The organism is Pseudalkalibacillus sp. R45, assembly GCF_052246725.1.
Taxonomy (GTDB): domain Bacteria; phylum Bacillota; class Bacilli; order Bacillales; family Fictibacillaceae; genus Pseudalkalibacillus.
In genome coordinates, this window is the sequence record NZ_JBQQCL010000003.1 from 36,202 (window position 1) to 52,873 (window position 16,672).

The following is a 16,672-nucleotide window of genomic DNA, read 5'->3' on the forward strand; positions in this document are numbered from 1 at the left end:
TTCCCCGATGACCCCTTTTATGAAGATTTTCACACAGGTGAAGGGCTCCTCCTCCCTTCCTGCCTGTGGAATCATGAATTTATCAACAAACCGCACTGAAAGCGGAAACAAAACACATCAAACCTATGTTCAGTATAACAAATACGGCACTTAAAATCCTTTTATATAAATCATTCTCCCCAGTTATGGCGGAACTGTTTGCATTTCTCTTCAAGTTCATCCAGCATGGCAATGATCCGATCGATTTCCTCGACTCCAGCTGTTTCAGGATCGACCGTATCCAATACTTTCAAAAGCATATCCATTTTGTTTTGGATATACTCCATTTGTGATGACTTATCATTTATGGCATTACCCATCTAGTAGGTCTCCTTTCTTTTTTCCTCTAATATGATAACAGATTTTTGAGCATTATTGGGAATTACCCGCATTTACAATTGCTTTACAAAAGTAAGTCGAAACCTTACACTTAAGATAAACGGATTCAATCTCAATTCGAGGTGATGATTGATGAATTATGAAAGCATGTGCCCCAAGTATGAAGCGGCAATCGAAATCATAGGAAAAAAGTGGACAGGTCTGATCATTCGTGTCCTGTTAGCTGGACCTAAACGATTTAAAGATATAAAAAAACAAATTCCTGATATGAGTGACAGAATGCTGACAGAAAGAATGAAAGAACTTGAAGCTGTCGGCATTGTTAAACGTGAAGTCTATCCGGAAACACCTGTACGAATTGAATATACGCTTACGGACAAAGGCACTTCCCTTAAAAATGTCATCGGTGAAATCCAACGCTGGAGTGATGACTGGGTGGAAATGGAACAACCGCAGGAATAAAGAAAACTTGGTTCAGGCAAGCCTTTGGCGTATGCTGAGCCATTAGTTGCACTTATACTTTCTTTAAGTATAAAAAAGGGGCGACTCCTATGTGTCTGCCCCTTTTTTATGTGCTACTTCATCGTTCAGTTAGTCATATTGAATCTTAACGAAATGTAATCTTGGACCGGGATCCAAGCCCCAATGCCTTGATGGGTCACATTTTTCACTTCGATACTTTTCTTGCTACCTTTAAGATTGATGAACACCTCACCGTAAGTGACGCGTCCTTTTTCATTTACTGCAGGCACGTATCCATAAAGATATCCGACCTTTTTCGGTGGAATATTATAAACATTATCCTTCTTCGTCCCTCTTCCTATGATTGTCGTGAAAGAGAGCGGCAAGCCGGTTTTTTTCGAAGCGTCGATCATCATCATTTTCTGGACATCTTCACTGCTCTCGATCTTAGCGGTCAATCCTCCGGAAACCTTTTGTTCATGTTCCTGGTTGAATCGCAATTGAGAGACAGCTTTCCCGCCATGGTTGTTCAACTGATTGACATTCACCTTCTGAAATTCCCAGTTGACATTCGTTTCAGCGGATTCATAATTCAATGGCCACTGGCCTAAATAAATCTTGGCACGGTAACCGATCGCAGCTTTTGACGGTGAAATGCTGGATTCATTAAAGAGACGGATAAGTTCCGGATTCTCGATTTTGATATCGGTTGTCGAGAACATTTCCTCAGTCAGCTGACTCGGTTGTAAATCAGGTAAATCCTGCGTTGCATTCGGATATGTGTTTTCTTTTGAAATCGAGACAGTCGAATTCGGAATCGAAACTCTCTCAGAATTCTTCGCTTTTTCTGCGGATAATGCCTGATCCGACCATAGTAAAAGCCCTAAGCAGGCAATCAGAATACCCAACTTTCTCATCGGACATGCTCCTTTCTTCTTACCTTTATTTTTTTCCACTCGTGATAAAATCTACATGCCAAATTTTTCATATCTATGTCCACGACAAATTTCTCAAAGTTTCAAACAAGCGTTTGATTGAAAAAGAAAAGCCACTACTCCCAAACAATCAAAGCTCTTAATCAAACATTTGATTGACGATTTGAAAGAATTGTCGAAGGTAAAAGACTGCAATAAAACCTCTTCACGCTTCCTCAATCAATCGCCAGGACAAGACCGAAATGTCATCAGGATATTTCTGCTTTTCTAAAAAAACGCGGACCATTTTCAACGAATCATCCGGTACAACAATCGCTGCAATTTCATCTTTTTCAAATGCGAAGTCTCCGATATTACGCCACTCTCTTTCCCGGTAAAACGTATGCCCTTCTTTCGGATGGAAGTCAGTGATCTTGATGAAATCAATCAAAGGGTGATCGTTCTCCAGCAAATTGTTGTGTGCTTCATGCATTGATGACACATAACAAACCGGCAAGAAAACATCATGGATCGCTTCTGCCTTAAATCCGATCGCAGCTCTGCCATAGTACACCGCATGCTCAACCAAATCTTTAAAAGGAATATCCGTGGTACAGCAAAAGGCGTCCGTCTTATAAGGACCTACCTGTTCCTGACTCGTTGCTTTCAATCGTTGCGACTGCAAAATTTTCAACAGAATCTCAACGGATTCCTTTTCCGGCTTAGGCTCACTCTTTTTCAACAGCTCATCTGGACTCAACACTTTCACATCGCTTTTCGGTGAGCCGGTGAAATGCCAATAGATCCTCGAATAATATCGTTGCATAAAAAACACCCTTCTATCAGGTCTTCCTAACAGAAAGGGTGTACATCTACACTGTATTTATGTGTTCTTTTCATTTTCGAAAAGCTCAATTTCACGCCAATTGCCGAACTTATAATATCCGTAAGCAACCACACTGCTTATAACAAAACTTGTACCAATTCCAAAAGCGATTCCATCCTCACCTAACCAGCGGGAAAACAGGTAGGTCAACGGTACACGCAGCACCCAAAACGAAATCAGATTAAGAATCAGGATCTGCACCATGGCTCCAGCTGCCCGGACAATCCCGTTCAAGACGAAATTGATCCCTAAAAAAGGATAAAAGAAAGCGACACTTTTCAAATAAGTCGTTCCAAATGCGATCGTAGCTTCATCACTTACAAATAATCGGATCAGTCCTTCTGCAAAAAAGAACGCAATCACACTGATCGAGAACGATACGCCAAGAATGAGATAGATCCCGTTTTTGGATATCGCTTCGACACGGTCCCAGGAACGAATTCCGATATTCTGCCCTGCCATACTGTTCACTGCTGATCCTAACGTAAAAGCTGGCAGCATGATGATGCTGTCAATCCGCTGGGCAGCTCCAAATCCGGCAACTACATCTGCTCCGAAATGAGCGACGATCCCCATGATCGCTGCTACTCCCCCAGAAATCGCCATCATCTGGAGTCCAGCTGGTACACCGAGCTTGAAAAGTGTGAAGAAATAGAACTTTGAAGGTAAATACGGTAGTACGAACGGAACATTCGCTCTCCATACCGAGTAGTAAATCCCATAAATGAACGCAAATCCTTGAGAAACGATCGTTGCATATGCTGCACCGACAATTCCCATATCCAATACCCAGATGAAAACGGGGTCAAGGATCGTATTCAAGACGACCGCCATGAACACGAACCGAATCGGCGTTTTACTGTCACCAAGCGCTCGAAGGACCGTTCCGATAAAGTTGTAACCGAACAAGAAAAGGATTCCGAGGAAGTTCACCTGCAAATAGCTTTCTGCCAAAGGAAAAATCTCCTCAGGTGTACCAAGTAATTTTAACAGCCAACCGGATAAGAAAAAACCTACAATCCCTAAGGTCAATGCCATGATTCCAAGTACAAAGACGAACGCATTCAACGATTCTTTCAAACCTTGCTCATCATCTGCCCCTTTCTTTTGTGAAAGGACTGTCAGGGAAGCACTGTTCACCCCGATGATGAATGAGAGGATCGTAAAAATCAACGTCGCTGAAATCGAGATCGCACCAAGAGCATCCGAACCTAAAAGATTCCCTACCCAGACACTGTCGATGAATTGGAACGATGTCTGCAGGATGTTCGTCAGAAATATTGGAACCGAAAAGGCAATCATCTGCTTCGGAATTGATCCTTTTGTAAAATCCATTTGTACAGACATCGCGCCACCTTCTTTCTGTATTTTTCTTCTTACATGAAAAGTGTAAAAAGGAACCTTTGGCCGGATTACGATTCAATTACGCCGGATTCGATCCTGAACCGGCGGGAATAAGCTTCATTCCCGCCGGATTATACCTGAATTCCGCCGGATAAGAGCTAGAAAAGCACTCCTCTAAATGTGGAGTGCCTTTCGAAGTTTTACAAATGTAAGTTTCCCTTTATAGACACGGTCTAAAACTTGGGTGCCAATCCATTGTGTACAGATTGCGAACAAGAAAATCCACCATCCGATTACAAATGCGGTAATGAAAAAGATCACACCATTAATCCAGAACATCATCTGCCCAGGCGCACGCTTGAATACATTCGCGAAAATCTGTGCTAAAATCGCCATGCCCCCGGAGGATGCCCCATTTTTAAAAAGAATCCCGACACCAATTCCGAACAGACAGCCTCCAAAGATGAGATCGACCCATGGTATTGAAATCGCACGCGGTAAAAGGATGCCGATCAGATCCACGGTAATCGACGTGACGGTCACCGCGAAAATCGTCTTTCCTGCAGAAACAGCACCGAGAAATTTTACAGCAGCAAACAACAATGGAACGTTGACTAACCATAAAGACCAACCGTGCGGGATATTCCAAAAGTACTCATTCAATATCGCAATCCCAGCTGCACCACCGGATGGAATATGATGCGGAAAAAGAAACAGTCCCATGCCAAGCCCCTGGATAATCGCTCCGACAACTAGAAGGAGAAGGGTTTTTACTGTTGGACCCATTTCGCTCTTTCCACAACCTCAATGCTGCCTTGCACCGATTGGACCATGGAACAGTTCTTCCGAGTCAAATGCATCGCCTTTTCGATTTTCTGTTCGTTCCACTCCGCTGTCTTGATATGAAACGTAAGTTCGATTTTCTCGACCCGGTTCGCCTCCGCCTCATTTCGTTCGACCTCAGCATCCACTGTAATATCTTCAAATGGATAACGCATTTTCTCCATTACTTTCCGTAGAACACCGCCGCTGCATACAGCAACTGATGAAACAAGCAATTGGTACGGACGGAATCCATGCTCCTCATTTCCAGAAATATCAAGCTTTCCATATTCCAATTCAGTTGTAAATCCGCCTTCAGTCATTTTAAATTCCAATTTCATCACACCTGACCTCTCAATGTAGATTGTTCTCTGATATAATTTTAACTATTGAATTTCCGTACATCATCATAAACGATTTATTTAAAGAAATCATAAAGAATAAGCCAATATATAAAAATGTACCAACTTATGAAAGGAAGTACAAGTTATGCGTCCCGCCCGTTATCGTTTCAACGTCCTGATCGCCGTCGTGTTCGTTTCTGGTTTTGCACAAGGAATGCTGCTGCCGCTTCTCGCGATATTGCTTGAAAAGGCTGGGGTTTCTTCAAGTGTAAACGGCCTCAGTGCGTCTGCGTTTTATATCGGCATATTGCTCATCTCACCTTTTATCGAAAAACCATTACATACATTCGGGTACAAGAAGCTGATCGTCACCGGTATCGCGTTGACATGTGTATCGGTGCTTGTCCTTCCCTTGTGGCAGGCGATCTGGTTTTGGTTTATCCTCCGTGTCATCATCGGAATCGGGGACCATATCTTCCATTTCGCAACACAAGTATGGCTCACATCAATGAGTACCGAAAAGAAACGGGGAAGAAACATTGCCATTTATGGGGTTTCGTTCGGACTCGGGTTCGGTATTGGTCCAGTGATGACAAGATTAGTTGATATTCACCATGCGCTGCCATTCATGATTGCTGCAGCCTTGTGTATCCTGTCTCTGATTTTTCTAATTAAAATCGACAACGAATATCCCGAAAACATTACGACACCGGATGTCCAAAGCACCTGGAAACGGTACGGAAAAGTCTTCAGGATGTCATGGGCTGGACTGCTGGGGACGTTCGGATATGGGTTTATCGAAACAGCTGTACACAGTAACTTTCCCGTATATGCGATTCGTCAAGGGCTTGGAGTGGAAGCTGTATCGATCCTTTTGCCAGCTTTTGCAGTCGGAGCGCTCGTTTTCCAGGTGCCTCTCGGTTTATTGAGCGACCGTTTCGGCAGAAAACCGATTCTCGTCATATCACTTTTCATGGGGGGCTTTAGTTTTCTTGCGATGAATGTGAACGACTCACTGGTTTATTTAACGGTCATGTTCGTCATCGCCGGCTTGTTCCTTGGTTCTTTATTTTCGATGGGGATCACCTATGTGGCAGATCTTCTTCCCAGGGAACTGCTTCCGGCAGGTAACATTTTGGCAGGGATTTGTTTCAGTCTCGGAAGTATTTTCGGTCCATTGATTGGAGGGGTCGCCATCCAATTCTTTGAAGAAGGAAGCATCTTCTATACAATCGGCGGAATGATGCTCCTTCTGCTCACTGCCCTGATCTTTTTCAAACCAATTCGCTCGACGCAAAGTGTTGCCAAGGACGTGTAGGATGGTGTATCAATTATGATTACAATTGATTCTTATAAAAATGAAACTATTCCTTTTAAGCATTATCGGCTTACGAATGAAGATTCCCTTAAATCGAAGAATCATTCTTTATCATGGTTGGGGATCTAGCATTAGGAACATAGCTTTTTTCGCTTCTACCTTAGCTAGGTGGGGCTACCATGTCATTACACCTGAAATTTTATATCACGATTCGCGGGGAAAAATAGAGGAGCCCTTTAAAGAAAACTTGGCAAAGCCAAGCCTTAGCGTAGGCTGAGCCTTAGTTGCCCTTATATTGAAGAAAGTATTTATACTTTCTTTAAATGTAAAAAAGAAATCCAGAAGCGTATTTTTTGGAAACTGTCATAAAAAGTGTCACTGAGGTTATTCAGCTTTCTGATCGTTTGACGGATATTTTTCATGATAACTCCTATGATCTAGTATTACTTGGCAGCTCGATGGGAGGTTTGATTGCTTCAGGCGCTTTTGTTCAAAATGACAGGTTAAACGGATTGATCATGTTAAATGGCTCAGGATATTGGACTGGATGCGAAGATTACTTTCAAAAGATCGGTTTTAAGCCAAGCGGTTGGGTTGAGGAAATCCAAAAATTCGATCCTATTAAAGGCGTGGTTGCTATTCAGGAGCGCCCTATTCTTCTGCATGGTCCAAATGATCAGATCATACCAGCAAATACGCAACAATTGTTCTTTGAAAAAGCAGTTGAACAATATGATGATAAAGAAAAAATCAAAATTGAGCTATTTCCAAATGTCAATCATACCACTACCCTTGCAATGGTCGAGCAATCGGTAACCTAGCTTGAAACAGCTTTTCCACAAGTACGACAAAAGGTTTAACCCATTACCACCGAAGGTATACTATAGTGTGAAACAGAAAAATTGACGTATCGGAATTTTACTTTTAAAATTGTAATCAGATAATAATCATTTTAATGTAAATACTATTGTTAAAGGAGTCGATCAAACAATGAGATTACGTACTGAGATGCCTGAATTCGAAGGTGCTACAGAATGGTTGAATGGAGAAGTTTCGAAGGACCAACTAGTAGGAGATAAACCTACACTCGTACATTTCTGGTCTGTAAGCTGCCAGCTATGTAAAGATGCTATGCCGAACATCAACCAATTCCGTGATGATTATAAAGATGATCTGAACGTAGTGGCAGTTCATATGCCTCGTTCTGAAAAAGATCTCGATATCGATCAAGTCAAAGAAATCGCTGCTGAACATGACATTTCGCAACCGATTTTCGTTGATAACCAACACAAGCTCACTGACGCTTACGAAAACCAATTCGTTCCAGCATATTACGTATTCGACGCCGAAGGTAAGCTTCGTCACTTCCAAGCTGGCGGAGATGGAATGAAAATGCTCACTAAGCGTGTCAATCGCGTATTAGGAAAATAAATCTGGAAAGCTTGACACTCTGGAAACTAAGTTTTCTATTCTCGCTTTCATATTGAAATTAGAGGACATCTGTTCCGCTATCGGTGACAAAAAGTGGTGATTTGAAAAATTAGAGGACAACTGTTCCGCTACTTAAGTAAAATCGGTCCTTATTTTACTGCTATTATGCAAATAAGGGCTCTCGTGTATTTTGTAAAACATCGTTCTTTTGGCCAAATAAGGTCCCTGGAGTCCTCTAAATTTCAAATGCTTCACTTTAAAACATAAGCAGAAAGGAGCTGACCGGGTCAGCTCCTTCTTTTCTTGAAGTTCCTCTCGTAAATCCTGTAGAAGAACGCAAGAATTTTATATAAGACCAATCCTGACAATCCACCTATCCCATTCAACAAGATATCATCTATATCGAAAATCCGGTTTGCGTAATAGTATTGAAGCAGTTCAATCAACCCGCTCACCCCGAACGAGATGAAGAACATCTTTATGAATGAATCCAGCCATCTGAACATCAACGGCAACAGGAAACCTAGTGGCAGGAACAACAATAGATTGCCGATTACGTTTTTGAAAATCAGCCAATAATTTCCGCTCCTCCACATCAATCGGATGCTATCAAGCAGAACGAGATTGAAGGACTTTCCGTAAACGTAATAGTTGAATGTGAATAAAGTAGAGTAAATCAGGACTGCTGTATAACAAACGAATAGGATCGCTCCTATCCATCGCCACTTTAAACGGGCGTATTCTCTTGTATCTTTTTGTATCTCCATAAGTTCTACTCCTTTATTCCCATTCTTTACAAAACAAAGAATAGTGTACCAGGACTTGCAGTACTAGTCTATGATGGTAATGCTCCACTTAGTTCTATTTAGATGTTTTTTTGATCGAAAATCGTTTTTTTAAGCGCCTCCGTTTTTCCATTTCAACATCGATTTTTCAGCTCAAACCTAGCCGATTCCTGGGATGCAGAAGCATTATCTACAAAAGCGAATATCGCCATCACACCCATAAAGAAAACTTGGCAAAGCCAAGCCTTGGCACAGGCTTAGCCTTAGGTGCGCTTATACTTTCTTTAAGTGCAAAAAAAGGCTACCCTGCTTCAGGGTGCTTTTTCCTCACAACATTCGAACACTCTCAAAAAGTGCGACCGTAGGTGTGAACAAAAAGACCTATATGAAAGCAGAATAACCTTTTAAAACCTCTCCCTGTTTCAATAGCTTCAGTTATTACAGATAATATTCCCCAAACGTTCCGTTAAACGCACATTCTCTTTATAATCGACAGGGCAGTCGATGACGACTGGTTGATCCAATTCAAAAGCTCTCTCTAAAATCGGCTGGAATTCTTCGGCCCGGAGAACCTTCAAACCTTCAGCACCGAATGCTTTCGCCAGCTGTACGATATCTGGATTTTCGAACGTGATGCTCGAACTTCGATCATATTCATTCATCTGTTTCCATTCAATAAGACCATACCGGTTATCTGTCCAGACGACGACTACGATCGGCAATTTCAAGCGGACCATCGTTTCCAGCTCCTGGACAGTCATCAGAAATCCGCCGTCACCAGCTACGGCCACTACTTTTTTATCAGGAAAAGCAAGCTTCGCACCGATTGCTCCGGGCATCGCAATCCCCATTGAGGCGAACCCATTCGAGATCAGGCACGTATTCGGTTGGATGCAATGGAAGTAACGCGCAAGCCACATTTTATGAGCCCCGACATCTGAAAGCAAAATCGCATCATCATCTAAAACAGCACGTAAATCCGCTGCAATTTTCTGCGGCTTCATCGGGTACGATTTATCTTCATCATGTTCACTTAGGTCATCCATGATTTCAGTTCGAAGCTTATCGAAAAAGGGATCCATCTGCTCGCGTGCATTCACTTTTTCAGTCAATTGATTCAAATTTTCCACAAGGTCACCGATCACACTTGTTTTAACCGGATAACACGTATCAACCTCTGCAGGCTGTGTATCGATGTGAATGATCGGCTTATCCCCTTCTGGATTCCAGGCTGAAGGCGAATACTCTGCAAAATCAAAACCGATTGTGATGATCAAATCAGCATTGTCGATCCCACATACGATATGATCCTTGTCCTGTAAGCCAACTGTTTGCAGGTTCTGAGGATGTTCATAAGTAATCGCGCCTTTACCCATGAACGTGCTCGTAAATGGGGCACTGATTTTCTCCACAAAATGTTGAAGAGGTTCTGACGCTCCCATCCGTGTCACGCCATTCCCAACGAGTACGATCGGGTTCTTCGCTTCATTGATCGATTGTGCCGCTTCCTCTATCTTTTTACCAACAGCCCTCGTATGCAGTTCATTAGACTGAGCTTCCAATGGATTTCCATCCACTTCAAGCATTGCGATATCTTCCGGGAGCTCGATATGTACGGCTCCAGGTTTTTCGCTGACCGCTTGTTGGAAGGCTTTGGAGACAACTTCTGGCACAATATCTTTATCCCGTATGGAGGTATTCCACTTGGTGACCGGTTTAAACATGGAGACGAGATCATAAAATTGGTGAGACTGCTTATGCTGACGCTCCAGATCTGCCTGTCCTGTTATCGCAATCAGTGGCGTCAAGTCCATGTTCGCCTCTGCTACGCCTGTAACAAGATTCGTTGCACCTGGCCCAAGAGTTGCAAGACATATACCTGGTTTACCAGTCAACTTACCGTATACCCCAGCCATAAATGCAGCACCGGTTTCATGCCTTGTGGTGATGAACTCGATGTTCGATTCTTTCAATGCGTCGAGAAAATCGATGTTTTCCTCCCCCGGCACACCAAAAATATATTCGACCCCTTCTTTTTCTAGACATTTCACAAACAATTCGGATACTCGCATAGTCGAATCCCTCCATTTTTCAATTCCAAGCAATAAATAGGTCTATCGTATTCATTCCTTTTTAACAGTATGTTTCAAACCTGAATATGTAGGCTCTTATGTTGAATACTTCCAGAAAAGACTAGTAAAGCAAACGTGTTTTGTTGAAATGGTGTTGATTTACCGAAATTCACGACACTCCTGCGGGAAAGCGAGCCAGGCGAGACCCCACACTTTTAAAAGGATCTTCGACTAAGACCCACCACGTCCTGTGGTGAACGTCGAAGCCAGCACATCCTGTGCAAGTGAGGAGGCTTGTGGATCGCCCGCGGAAAGGGAGTGAATTTAGTAAAAATCAACAATTAGCTCCCAAGTCTAAAAAAGCCACCCAAAACGGATGGCGATCTACCAAGTCAATGGTATTGATTTTTCTTGTTGGCCGAGCTGCTTGTTTTATGCTTGCTATCGCTCGTATGCTTTTTATGGTTTTTCACGTTATGGTTCTGCTTATTGTTACTCATAGGTAATCTCCTTTTTCAAAAGAGTACCTTTAGTTTCTCCGCGTTCGTTTTGAATATGCGAATGGATACATTCTTAACCACTTTTACGGAGCTTGTTGAAGGTTGCATTCACCTCTCCGCCGATAATGAGCATCATTCCAGAGACATAGAACCAAAGCATCAGGACGATGACCCCGCCAAGGCTTCCATAGGTAGCACTGTAGTTACCGAAATTATTTACATAATAAGAAAATGCCCATGAAATAAGCTGCCAGCCAATCGTAGCAATCACAGCACCGACCCAGACGTCTTTTATCCGTAATGGTTTGTTCGGTGCCACAAAATAAATGATTGTGATCACGCATGCAATGATGACTGTACTAAGCACCCAGCGAAGTCCGTTCCATATCGTTTCCCAATTTGGCAGTCCAAGGTAACCGAAAACATTGCCGATCATCTGACCGAAAACTGGCAAAGCCATCGCGACAAATATGATGAGGAGCATCCCCAGCGTCAGGGATATCGCGACCGCCCTCGCCACGAGGAAATTTCTTCTCTCCTCTACATCATAAGCATGATTCAACGCTCTAATCACTGCATTCATACCGTTAGAAGCAGTCCATAGAGTCACAATGATTCCTACGGAGAGGATCGCACCCCCCTGGTTGTTAATGATTTCCGTATTATCTTTTACGATGTTCATCAATTCAGGTGGACCATACAGCTGAATGAGCGTGAACAATTGATTTTTATCTACGATCGTTGTAATGACGGTAATCGTAACAATCAGAAATGGAAAAAGTGACAGCAGAAAATAAAAAGCAAGCTGTGCCGCCAAGTCGGTCACTCCGTCTTCTTGGATCCTTCTGAATAGATCCTGCCAGAAAATCTTCTTTGACGGCTGCTTCAACCTTTCCACCATCACTCAACCCCCTCTATACATCTGTAGAAGTTCTTTCTTAATATTTATTGTCCTCTTCATCAGGTATGTCCGTAATTTCTCTTCCAGCTTCTCTCACCTTGCCAGAAACATCCTTCAGTTCTCCGCCGACCTCTTTCATGCTTGAATACGTCTCCACAGAATGTTGACGTACATCATCAACTTTCTGGATGACCTCTCTTACCTCACGTGATAAATCGTTCAGCGCTTTTGAAGTAGTATCCATCGTATGCTTGACCGTATCCATGATGATCGCCGGGTCTTCACGAACAGACTTGTATAAAGAGGATGTCTGATCTTTTAGCTTGATGGAACGTTCCTGTACATTTTTACGTGTGTTCTTGTTAATCAACGATGCAACACCACCAACCACTGCACCGATCAGGATTCCCTTCCATAGGAATGAACCCTCTTTCTTTTCATTTACTCTTATTGGTGTTGGTTGATTCGCTTTTTGTTGATCTGGTGTGTATACAGATTGAGTCATAAATGATCTCTCCTTTATTTTTATTCTTCAATAATATTTAATTTCCCCTGTTCTTTTAAAACCAAAACATTTTACGCAAATTGTTTAAGGATTTTTACACACGGGTATGAAAAAGAAACAAATCAACAAAAATAACCAAAAGGAGGAATAGAATATGGCATTTATATGGACTTTAATCGTAGGTGGTATCATTGGTTGGTTAGCTGGTCTTATCGTAGGTAGAGATGTACCTGGAGGAATCATCGGTAATATCATTGCAGGAATCATTGGTGCTTGGCTAGGAACACTTCTACTTGGTTCATGGGGACCATCGCTTGGAGGTATGGCCTTGATCCCGGCATTGATCGGTGCAATCATCGTCGTACTCCTATTAAGCTTCATCATGAAACGGACAAGAAGACCAAGCCGCCATCACTAAGAAGTATGAAAGAACGGGTTCTTTATAAGAGCCCGTTCTTTTTCATTTTCCCCATAAAATGTCCACACCCAGCTTCAATCAGATCGAACGCCTTATCAAACTCTCCTGTCATATATGGATCCGGGATATCGTCTTCCTTTAAATCTTCAGCAAAATCAAGGAGTCTGGCCATCACCCCTGTTTCCCGCATACCCGCAAGACGATGCAATTCTCCGAGCGTTTCAGCATCCATTGCAAGGATGTAGTCGAAAGCCTCCAGATCTTCTGCTTTGACCTTTCTGCTTTCCTTTGTCTTAAAAGGGATCTTTTTTTCGGCAAGTATTTCGACACTATCTTCATGTGGAAAATCCCTAATGTGCCAATCCCTTGTCGCTGCTGAATCGACATCAACGTTGAGCCCCTTATTTTTACACATTTCATTAAAAACCGCTTCTGCGATCGGCGCACGGCAAATACCACCAGAAGACACAAACAAGACTTTTTTCACAGATTAACTCCCTCCTCTTCTGCCAAATTTAGCTTTTTTGTGAGCTTGTCCCTATTTTTTCTCGGATAAAAGGCATGTTTCCTCCTTTTGCAGAATATTAAAATAGAGACAACATATAGATAGGAGGAAAATTGATGGCTCAATTTGAAGCGTTTCTAGGGGAAGTTAGCGGTTGGGTATGGGGGCCATGGCTGCTCATATTACTCGTCGGTACAGGTATTTTCCTGACGCTGCGACTTAGCTTCCTACAGTTTTCATTACTACCTTATTCATTGAAATTGGCTTTTACAAAAAAGCAGGACAAAAAATCTGAAGGGGATATCTCCCACTTTCAGGCACTGATGACTGCGCTCGCAGCAACTATCGGTACAGGTAACATCGCCGGGGTAGCGACGGCTGTATTCATCGGGGGTCCTGGAGCTGTCCTCTGGATGTGGCTTAGTGCACTTTTCGGGATGGCAACCAAGTATGCCGAAGCGATTTTAGCTGTAAAATATCGTGTCAAAAACAAAGATGGTGAAATGTCCGGAGGTCCGATGTATTACCTCGACAAAGGACTGAACGCAAAATGGCTTGGTGTCCTTTTTGCATTCTTTGGGGCATTTGCCGCATTCGGGATCGGAAACATGGTCCAATCAAACTCTGTTGCAGATGCTGTGCAAACGACATTCAATTTCCCAGGTTGGGCAACTGGCTTAATCTTGATGGTACTAACAGGGCTCGTCATCCTAGGTGGTATCAAGAGTATCGGCCGTGTCGTGGCTTACCTCGTTCCTTTCATGGCTCTCTTTTATGTCGTGGGCGGATTAGTGATCTTGTTCATGAACCTTGATCTCGTTCCAAGTGCTGTCAGCCTGATTTTCAGTGATGCCTTTACAGGAGAAGCTGTTGCGGGTGGTGCTCTAGGTGCCGTCATCCGCTGGGGTGTTGCACGCGGGGTTTTCTCGAATGAAGCTGGTCTAGGTTCAGCGCCGATTGCGGCCGCTGCAGCAAGGACTGACTACCCTGCACGCCAGGCGCTCGTTTCCATGACACAGGTGTTCATCGATACGATTGTGGTCTGTTCGATTACAGGAATCACGCTCGTCATGGGTGATATGTATAAAGGGGATTTGAATGGTGCCGCTCTTACGACGGAAACGTTCCGAAGCTTTTTAGGTACGCCTGGTGCCTTGATCGTCACGATCGGTATTATTTTGTTCGCATACTCGACTGTATTAGGATGGTCCTATTACGGGGAAAAATGTTTCTCTTACCTGTTCGGGGACAATTCAGTGAAATTCTACAGGCTGCTGTTTGTGCTTGCCGTATTCGTCGGTACAACTGTTTCGCTTAATGTCGTCTGGACGCTTGCTGATATATTCAACGGCTTGATGGCGATTCCGAACTTGATCGGACTCCTCGGTCTATCCGGTGTGGTCGTTGCCGAAACGAAACGCTTCCTTGCCGCGAAAAAGGAAGAAGAACAAAAGCAAACCTCGGAATCAGCTTAGAATCTTTTTTAAAAAGCGAATCGCGAAAATTGAAGGGTGTCGTTTTTGAGTGCAAAACTTATAAATGACATTAGAAAATGTCCTGTGAATTGACACAGGGCATTTTGCTTTGAATACAAGGTTTAAAGCAAGTGACAGTTAAATTGACACGTTATTTTCATTTGGACAATAGTTATTGTACGGTCCAAGTAGCTTATCGAAATGTGTCCCAATTATCGATGTCATTCTTCCATTTGCAAATGGGATTTTTGGTATTAACGGACAGGAGAGCCGTTATCTGTGACAAAAACGCTAATTTCGAGATGCTAACGGACACCAGAGACGCTATTCGTTAAAAAGTAGATTGTTTTTGATGATTTTGGGGCAAATAAGGTCTCCTGTGTCCGTTACGGTTTGTAAAATTCCATTATTTGATCAAATAAGGTCCTCTGTGTCCGTTAAGTTTTCCGAATGAGCCATTCTTCACTAAAAGAGGGCTTATCTAATGTAAGATAAGCTCTTTTTTGTGAAAATTATATTGAGTTAGATCAAATCATTTGAAATAATTGGTATTAAGTAAATGTTCTTTTCTAAAAGATTGTTGCTTTTGAGTCATTTTTAAAAAAAACAACTTGTGCAAGTTGATTGGAGAGCAAGGTGCGAGACTCCTGCGGGATCAGCGTGCCTACTACCTGAATAATCTCCTCGCAAGGCATGCGACGAGGAAGCTCGCTTCGACAGGACTTTCTTGTAGACGCAGGAGCACAAGTGCTTCCTTGAAAAGGAGACTCCTGAAGTCGCAAGGCGACGTGGGCTCACCGCACGCCCCGCGGAAAGCGAGCATCCTGGAGCGGAAATCAACGACTTTTAAAGAAAACTTGGCGAGACCAAGCCTTTTGTAGGTCGAGCCTTAGTTGCCCTTATACTGAAGAAAGTATTTTATACTTTCTTTAAGTGCAAGAGCAACAAAGTTTGCCAAAACAACCTAAGTAAAAAGCAGGATCGTTGAGGGAGAGGTTTTATGACACAAAAAAGTTTTACTTTTATAGCGTTACGAATTTTTGCGGTTTATATATTAATACAATCATTTATGGATTTATCTCAGATCGTAAATTATTATTTGATACCTATTTACTATGAGGAGCTTCAAGAACTTAGTCAAGTTAATATGTTGCACTATCTAGGTCCTTTTTTGGTTCAACTTGTAATAAGTATAGTTCTCTGGTTATGTGCTGACAAATTAAGCCGTTTATTTATTCCTAAATATAAGGAGGTTGGAAATCAATTAGAACCGAATCAAAACCAGATGTCTTTAAATGTACATCAGTTTCAAGTTGCTGCCGTTTCGATTGTAGGTCTTGCCTTTATAGTACATACGCTTCCGTCCTTTTTTACTTTGGTACAAAACTGGCTAGATATTAAAGAATTAGGAGTGAATTATGTTGATCCAAGAATGAAAGGAGAATTATTGTTTTCTTTTTTAGAGAAACTACTCCGATTAGCATTGGGCTTTATATTATTTTTCGGAAGCAGGGGTCTTGTTGGATTACTTAAGAGAATTCGTGAAATTTAGTTTGCACCGATACGAGACTTTCTGAACATGTTGAAAGGACTCACCAGCCCGGTGAGTCCT

General features: G+C 42.5%; 19 protein-coding genes. 7 read left to right on the top strand and 12 right to left on the bottom strand.

From position 1 onward, the window contains the following. Positions 1 to 170: 170 nt before the first annotated feature. Entirely contained in the window at positions 171 to 359 is a 189-nt protein-coding gene (locus tag ACTWQL_RS07820) for an SE1561 family protein (RefSeq protein WP_443141890.1), read from the bottom strand. Between the two features lie 151 nt (positions 360 to 510). Here ACTWQL_RS07820 and ACTWQL_RS07825 point away from each other — a divergent pair, with 151 nt between their 5' ends. Next, positions 511 to 840, top strand: a complete 330-nt coding sequence (locus tag ACTWQL_RS07825) for a winged helix-turn-helix transcriptional regulator (RefSeq protein ID WP_443141891.1) — start codon at positions 511 to 513, stop codon at positions 838 to 840. A 125-nt stretch (positions 841 to 965) separates the two neighbouring features. On the opposite strand, the gene ACTWQL_RS07830 is transcribed toward ACTWQL_RS07825, so the two are convergent. The 5 genes from ACTWQL_RS07830 to ACTWQL_RS07850 form a co-directional block, all read right to left on the bottom strand. Beyond that, positions 966 to 1,757 carry a YfkD family protein gene (locus ACTWQL_RS07830; RefSeq protein WP_443141892.1) on the bottom strand — a complete coding sequence of 264 codons (792 nt, stop codon included), beginning with the start codon at positions 1,755 to 1,757 and terminating at the stop codon, positions 966 to 968. 223 nt (positions 1,758 to 1,980) lie between these two features. Next, positions 1,981 to 2,580: an abortive infection system antitoxin AbiGi family protein gene (locus ACTWQL_RS07835; protein WP_443141893.1), complete on the bottom strand. Its 600-nt coding sequence runs from the start codon at positions 2,578 to 2,580 to the stop codon at positions 1,981 to 1,983. A gap of 57 nt (positions 2,581 to 2,637) precedes the next feature. Next, the gene (locus ACTWQL_RS07840) at positions 2,638 to 3,987 is read right to left on the bottom strand and encodes an MATE family efflux transporter (protein WP_443141894.1); all 1,350 of its coding nucleotides are present in this window, start codon (positions 3,985 to 3,987) and stop codon (positions 2,638 to 2,640) included. 171 nt (positions 3,988 to 4,158) lie between these two features. Further along, positions 4,159 to 4,770: a YitT family protein gene (locus ACTWQL_RS07845; RefSeq protein ID WP_443141895.1), complete on the bottom strand. Its 612-nt coding sequence runs from the start codon at positions 4,768 to 4,770 to the stop codon at positions 4,159 to 4,161. Further along, positions 4,755 to 5,141 carry an OsmC family protein gene (locus tag ACTWQL_RS07850; RefSeq protein ID WP_443142170.1) on the bottom strand — a complete coding sequence of 129 codons (387 nt, stop codon included), beginning with the start codon at positions 5,139 to 5,141 and terminating at the stop codon, positions 4,755 to 4,757. The genes ACTWQL_RS07845 and ACTWQL_RS07850 overlap by 16 nt, the downstream gene beginning before the upstream one ends. 154 nt (positions 5,142 to 5,295) lie before the next feature. Here ACTWQL_RS07850 and ACTWQL_RS07855 point away from each other — a divergent pair, with 154 nt between their 5' ends. The 3 genes from ACTWQL_RS07855 (at position 5,296) to ACTWQL_RS07865 (ending at position 7,899) form a co-directional block, all read left to right on the top strand. Beyond that, a complete protein-coding gene (locus tag ACTWQL_RS07855; RefSeq protein ID WP_443141896.1) occupies positions 5,296 to 6,468 on the top strand; it encodes an MFS transporter in 1,173 nt (390 codons plus the stop codon). A gap of 353 nt (positions 6,469 to 6,821) precedes the next feature. Further along, positions 6,822 to 7,289 (top strand): alpha/beta hydrolase family protein, encoded by a 468-nt coding sequence (locus ACTWQL_RS07860; RefSeq protein ID WP_443141897.1) that lies wholly within the window; start codon positions 6,822 to 6,824, stop codon positions 7,287 to 7,289. Between the two features lie 169 nt (positions 7,290 to 7,458). After that, positions 7,459 to 7,899, top strand: coding sequence for a redoxin domain-containing protein (locus ACTWQL_RS07865; RefSeq protein ID WP_443141898.1), 441 nt, complete (start codon positions 7,459 to 7,461; stop codon positions 7,897 to 7,899). Between the two features lie 287 nt (positions 7,900 to 8,186). Here ACTWQL_RS07865 and ACTWQL_RS07870 read toward each other — a convergent pair whose 3' ends face one another. The 4 genes from ACTWQL_RS07870 to ACTWQL_RS07885 all read right to left on the bottom strand — a co-directional run bounded on the left by ACTWQL_RS07870 (position 8,187) and on the right by ACTWQL_RS07885 (position 12,662). After that, positions 8,187 to 8,666 (bottom strand): VanZ family protein, encoded by a 480-nt coding sequence (locus ACTWQL_RS07870; protein WP_443141899.1) that lies wholly within the window; start codon positions 8,664 to 8,666, stop codon positions 8,187 to 8,189. Between the two features lie 449 nt (positions 8,667 to 9,115). Beyond that, a complete protein-coding gene (locus ACTWQL_RS07875; RefSeq protein WP_443141900.1) occupies positions 9,116 to 10,756 on the bottom strand; it encodes an acetolactate synthase large subunit in 1,641 nt (546 codons plus the stop codon). Positions 10,757 to 11,329: 573 nt separating this feature from the next. Beyond that, on the bottom strand, positions 11,330 to 12,157 hold the full coding sequence (locus tag ACTWQL_RS07880) for a YihY/virulence factor BrkB family protein (protein ID WP_443141901.1): 828 nt from the start codon (positions 12,155 to 12,157) through the stop codon (positions 11,330 to 11,332). Positions 12,158 to 12,194: 37 nt separating this feature from the next. Beyond that, on the bottom strand, positions 12,195 to 12,662 hold the full coding sequence (locus tag ACTWQL_RS07885) for a YtxH domain-containing protein (protein WP_443141902.1): 468 nt from the start codon (positions 12,660 to 12,662) through the stop codon (positions 12,195 to 12,197). Between the two features lie 154 nt (positions 12,663 to 12,816). Between ACTWQL_RS07885 and ACTWQL_RS07890 the strand changes: the two genes are divergently transcribed. Then, positions 12,817 to 13,080: a GlsB/YeaQ/YmgE family stress response membrane protein gene (locus ACTWQL_RS07890; RefSeq protein WP_443141903.1), complete on the top strand. Its 264-nt coding sequence runs from the start codon at positions 12,817 to 12,819 to the stop codon at positions 13,078 to 13,080. 22 nt (positions 13,081 to 13,102) lie between these two features. Here ACTWQL_RS07890 and ACTWQL_RS07895 read toward each other — a convergent pair whose 3' ends face one another. Next, on the bottom strand, positions 13,103 to 13,567 hold the full coding sequence (locus ACTWQL_RS07895) for a low molecular weight protein-tyrosine-phosphatase (protein WP_443141904.1): 465 nt from the start codon (positions 13,565 to 13,567) through the stop codon (positions 13,103 to 13,105). Positions 13,568 to 13,701: 134 nt separating this feature from the next. On the opposite strand from ACTWQL_RS07895, the gene ACTWQL_RS07900 reads away from it, so the two are divergent. Beyond that, positions 13,702 to 15,060, top strand: coding sequence for an alanine/glycine:cation symporter family protein (locus tag ACTWQL_RS07900; protein ID WP_443141905.1), 1,359 nt, complete (start codon positions 13,702 to 13,704; stop codon positions 15,058 to 15,060). Positions 15,061 to 15,629: 569 nt separating this feature from the next. Here the strand turns inward: ACTWQL_RS07900 and ACTWQL_RS07905 are convergent. Then, complete coding sequence (locus tag ACTWQL_RS07905; protein WP_443141906.1) at positions 15,630 to 15,755, bottom strand: hypothetical protein; 126 nt, start codon at positions 15,753 to 15,755, stop codon at positions 15,630 to 15,632. Positions 15,756 to 16,060: 305 nt separating this feature from the next. Here ACTWQL_RS07905 and ACTWQL_RS07910 point away from each other — a divergent pair, with 305 nt between their 5' ends. Next, positions 16,061 to 16,612, top strand: a complete 552-nt coding sequence (locus tag ACTWQL_RS07910) for a hypothetical protein (RefSeq protein ID WP_443141907.1) — start codon at positions 16,061 to 16,063, stop codon at positions 16,610 to 16,612. Positions 16,613 to 16,672: the final 60 nt, after the last annotated feature.

Bases quoted from the DNA above. Each gene is read 5' to 3' on its own strand.
- ACTWQL_RS07820 (WP_443141890.1), bottom strand. From the start codon at position 359: ATGGGTAATGCCATAAATGATAAGTCATCACAAATGGAGTATATCCAA.
- ACTWQL_RS07825 (WP_443141891.1), top strand. From the start codon at position 511: ATGAATTATGAAAGCATGTGCCCCAAGTATGAAGCGGCAATCGAAATC.
- ACTWQL_RS07830 (WP_443141892.1), bottom strand. From the start codon at position 1,757: ATGAGAAAGTTGGGTATTCTGATTGCCTGCTTAGGGCTTTTACTATGG.
- ACTWQL_RS07835 (WP_443141893.1), bottom strand. From the start codon at position 2,580: ATGCAACGATATTATTCGAGGATCTATTGGCATTTCACCGGCTCACCG.
- ACTWQL_RS07840 (WP_443141894.1), bottom strand. From the start codon at position 3,987: ATGTCTGTACAAATGGATTTTACAAAAGGATCAATTCCGAAGCAGATG.
- ACTWQL_RS07845 (WP_443141895.1), bottom strand. From the start codon at position 4,770: ATGGGTCCAACAGTAAAAACCCTTCTCCTTCTAGTTGTCGGAGCGATT.
- ACTWQL_RS07855 (WP_443141896.1), top strand. From the start codon at position 5,296: ATGCGTCCCGCCCGTTATCGTTTCAACGTCCTGATCGCCGTCGTGTTC.
- ACTWQL_RS07865 (WP_443141898.1), top strand. From the start codon at position 7,459: ATGAGATTACGTACTGAGATGCCTGAATTCGAAGGTGCTACAGAATGG.
- ACTWQL_RS07870 (WP_443141899.1), bottom strand. From the start codon at position 8,666: ATGGAGATACAAAAAGATACAAGAGAATACGCCCGTTTAAAGTGGCGA.
- ACTWQL_RS07875 (WP_443141900.1), bottom strand. From the start codon at position 10,756: ATGCGAGTATCCGAATTGTTTGTGAAATGTCTAGAAAAAGAAGGGGTC.
- ACTWQL_RS07880 (WP_443141901.1), bottom strand. From the start codon at position 12,157: ATGGTGGAAAGGTTGAAGCAGCCGTCAAAGAAGATTTTCTGGCAGGAT.
- ACTWQL_RS07885 (WP_443141902.1), bottom strand. From the start codon at position 12,662: ATGACTCAATCTGTATACACACCAGATCAACAAAAAGCGAATCAACCA.
- ACTWQL_RS07890 (WP_443141903.1), top strand. From the start codon at position 12,817: ATGGCATTTATATGGACTTTAATCGTAGGTGGTATCATTGGTTGGTTA.
- ACTWQL_RS07900 (WP_443141905.1), top strand. From the start codon at position 13,702: ATGGCTCAATTTGAAGCGTTTCTAGGGGAAGTTAGCGGTTGGGTATGG.
- ACTWQL_RS07905 (WP_443141906.1), bottom strand. From the start codon at position 15,755: ATGCCTTGCGAGGAGATTATTCAGGTAGTAGGCACGCTGATCCCGCAG.
- ACTWQL_RS07910 (WP_443141907.1), top strand. From the start codon at position 16,061: ATGACACAAAAAAGTTTTACTTTTATAGCGTTACGAATTTTTGCGGTT.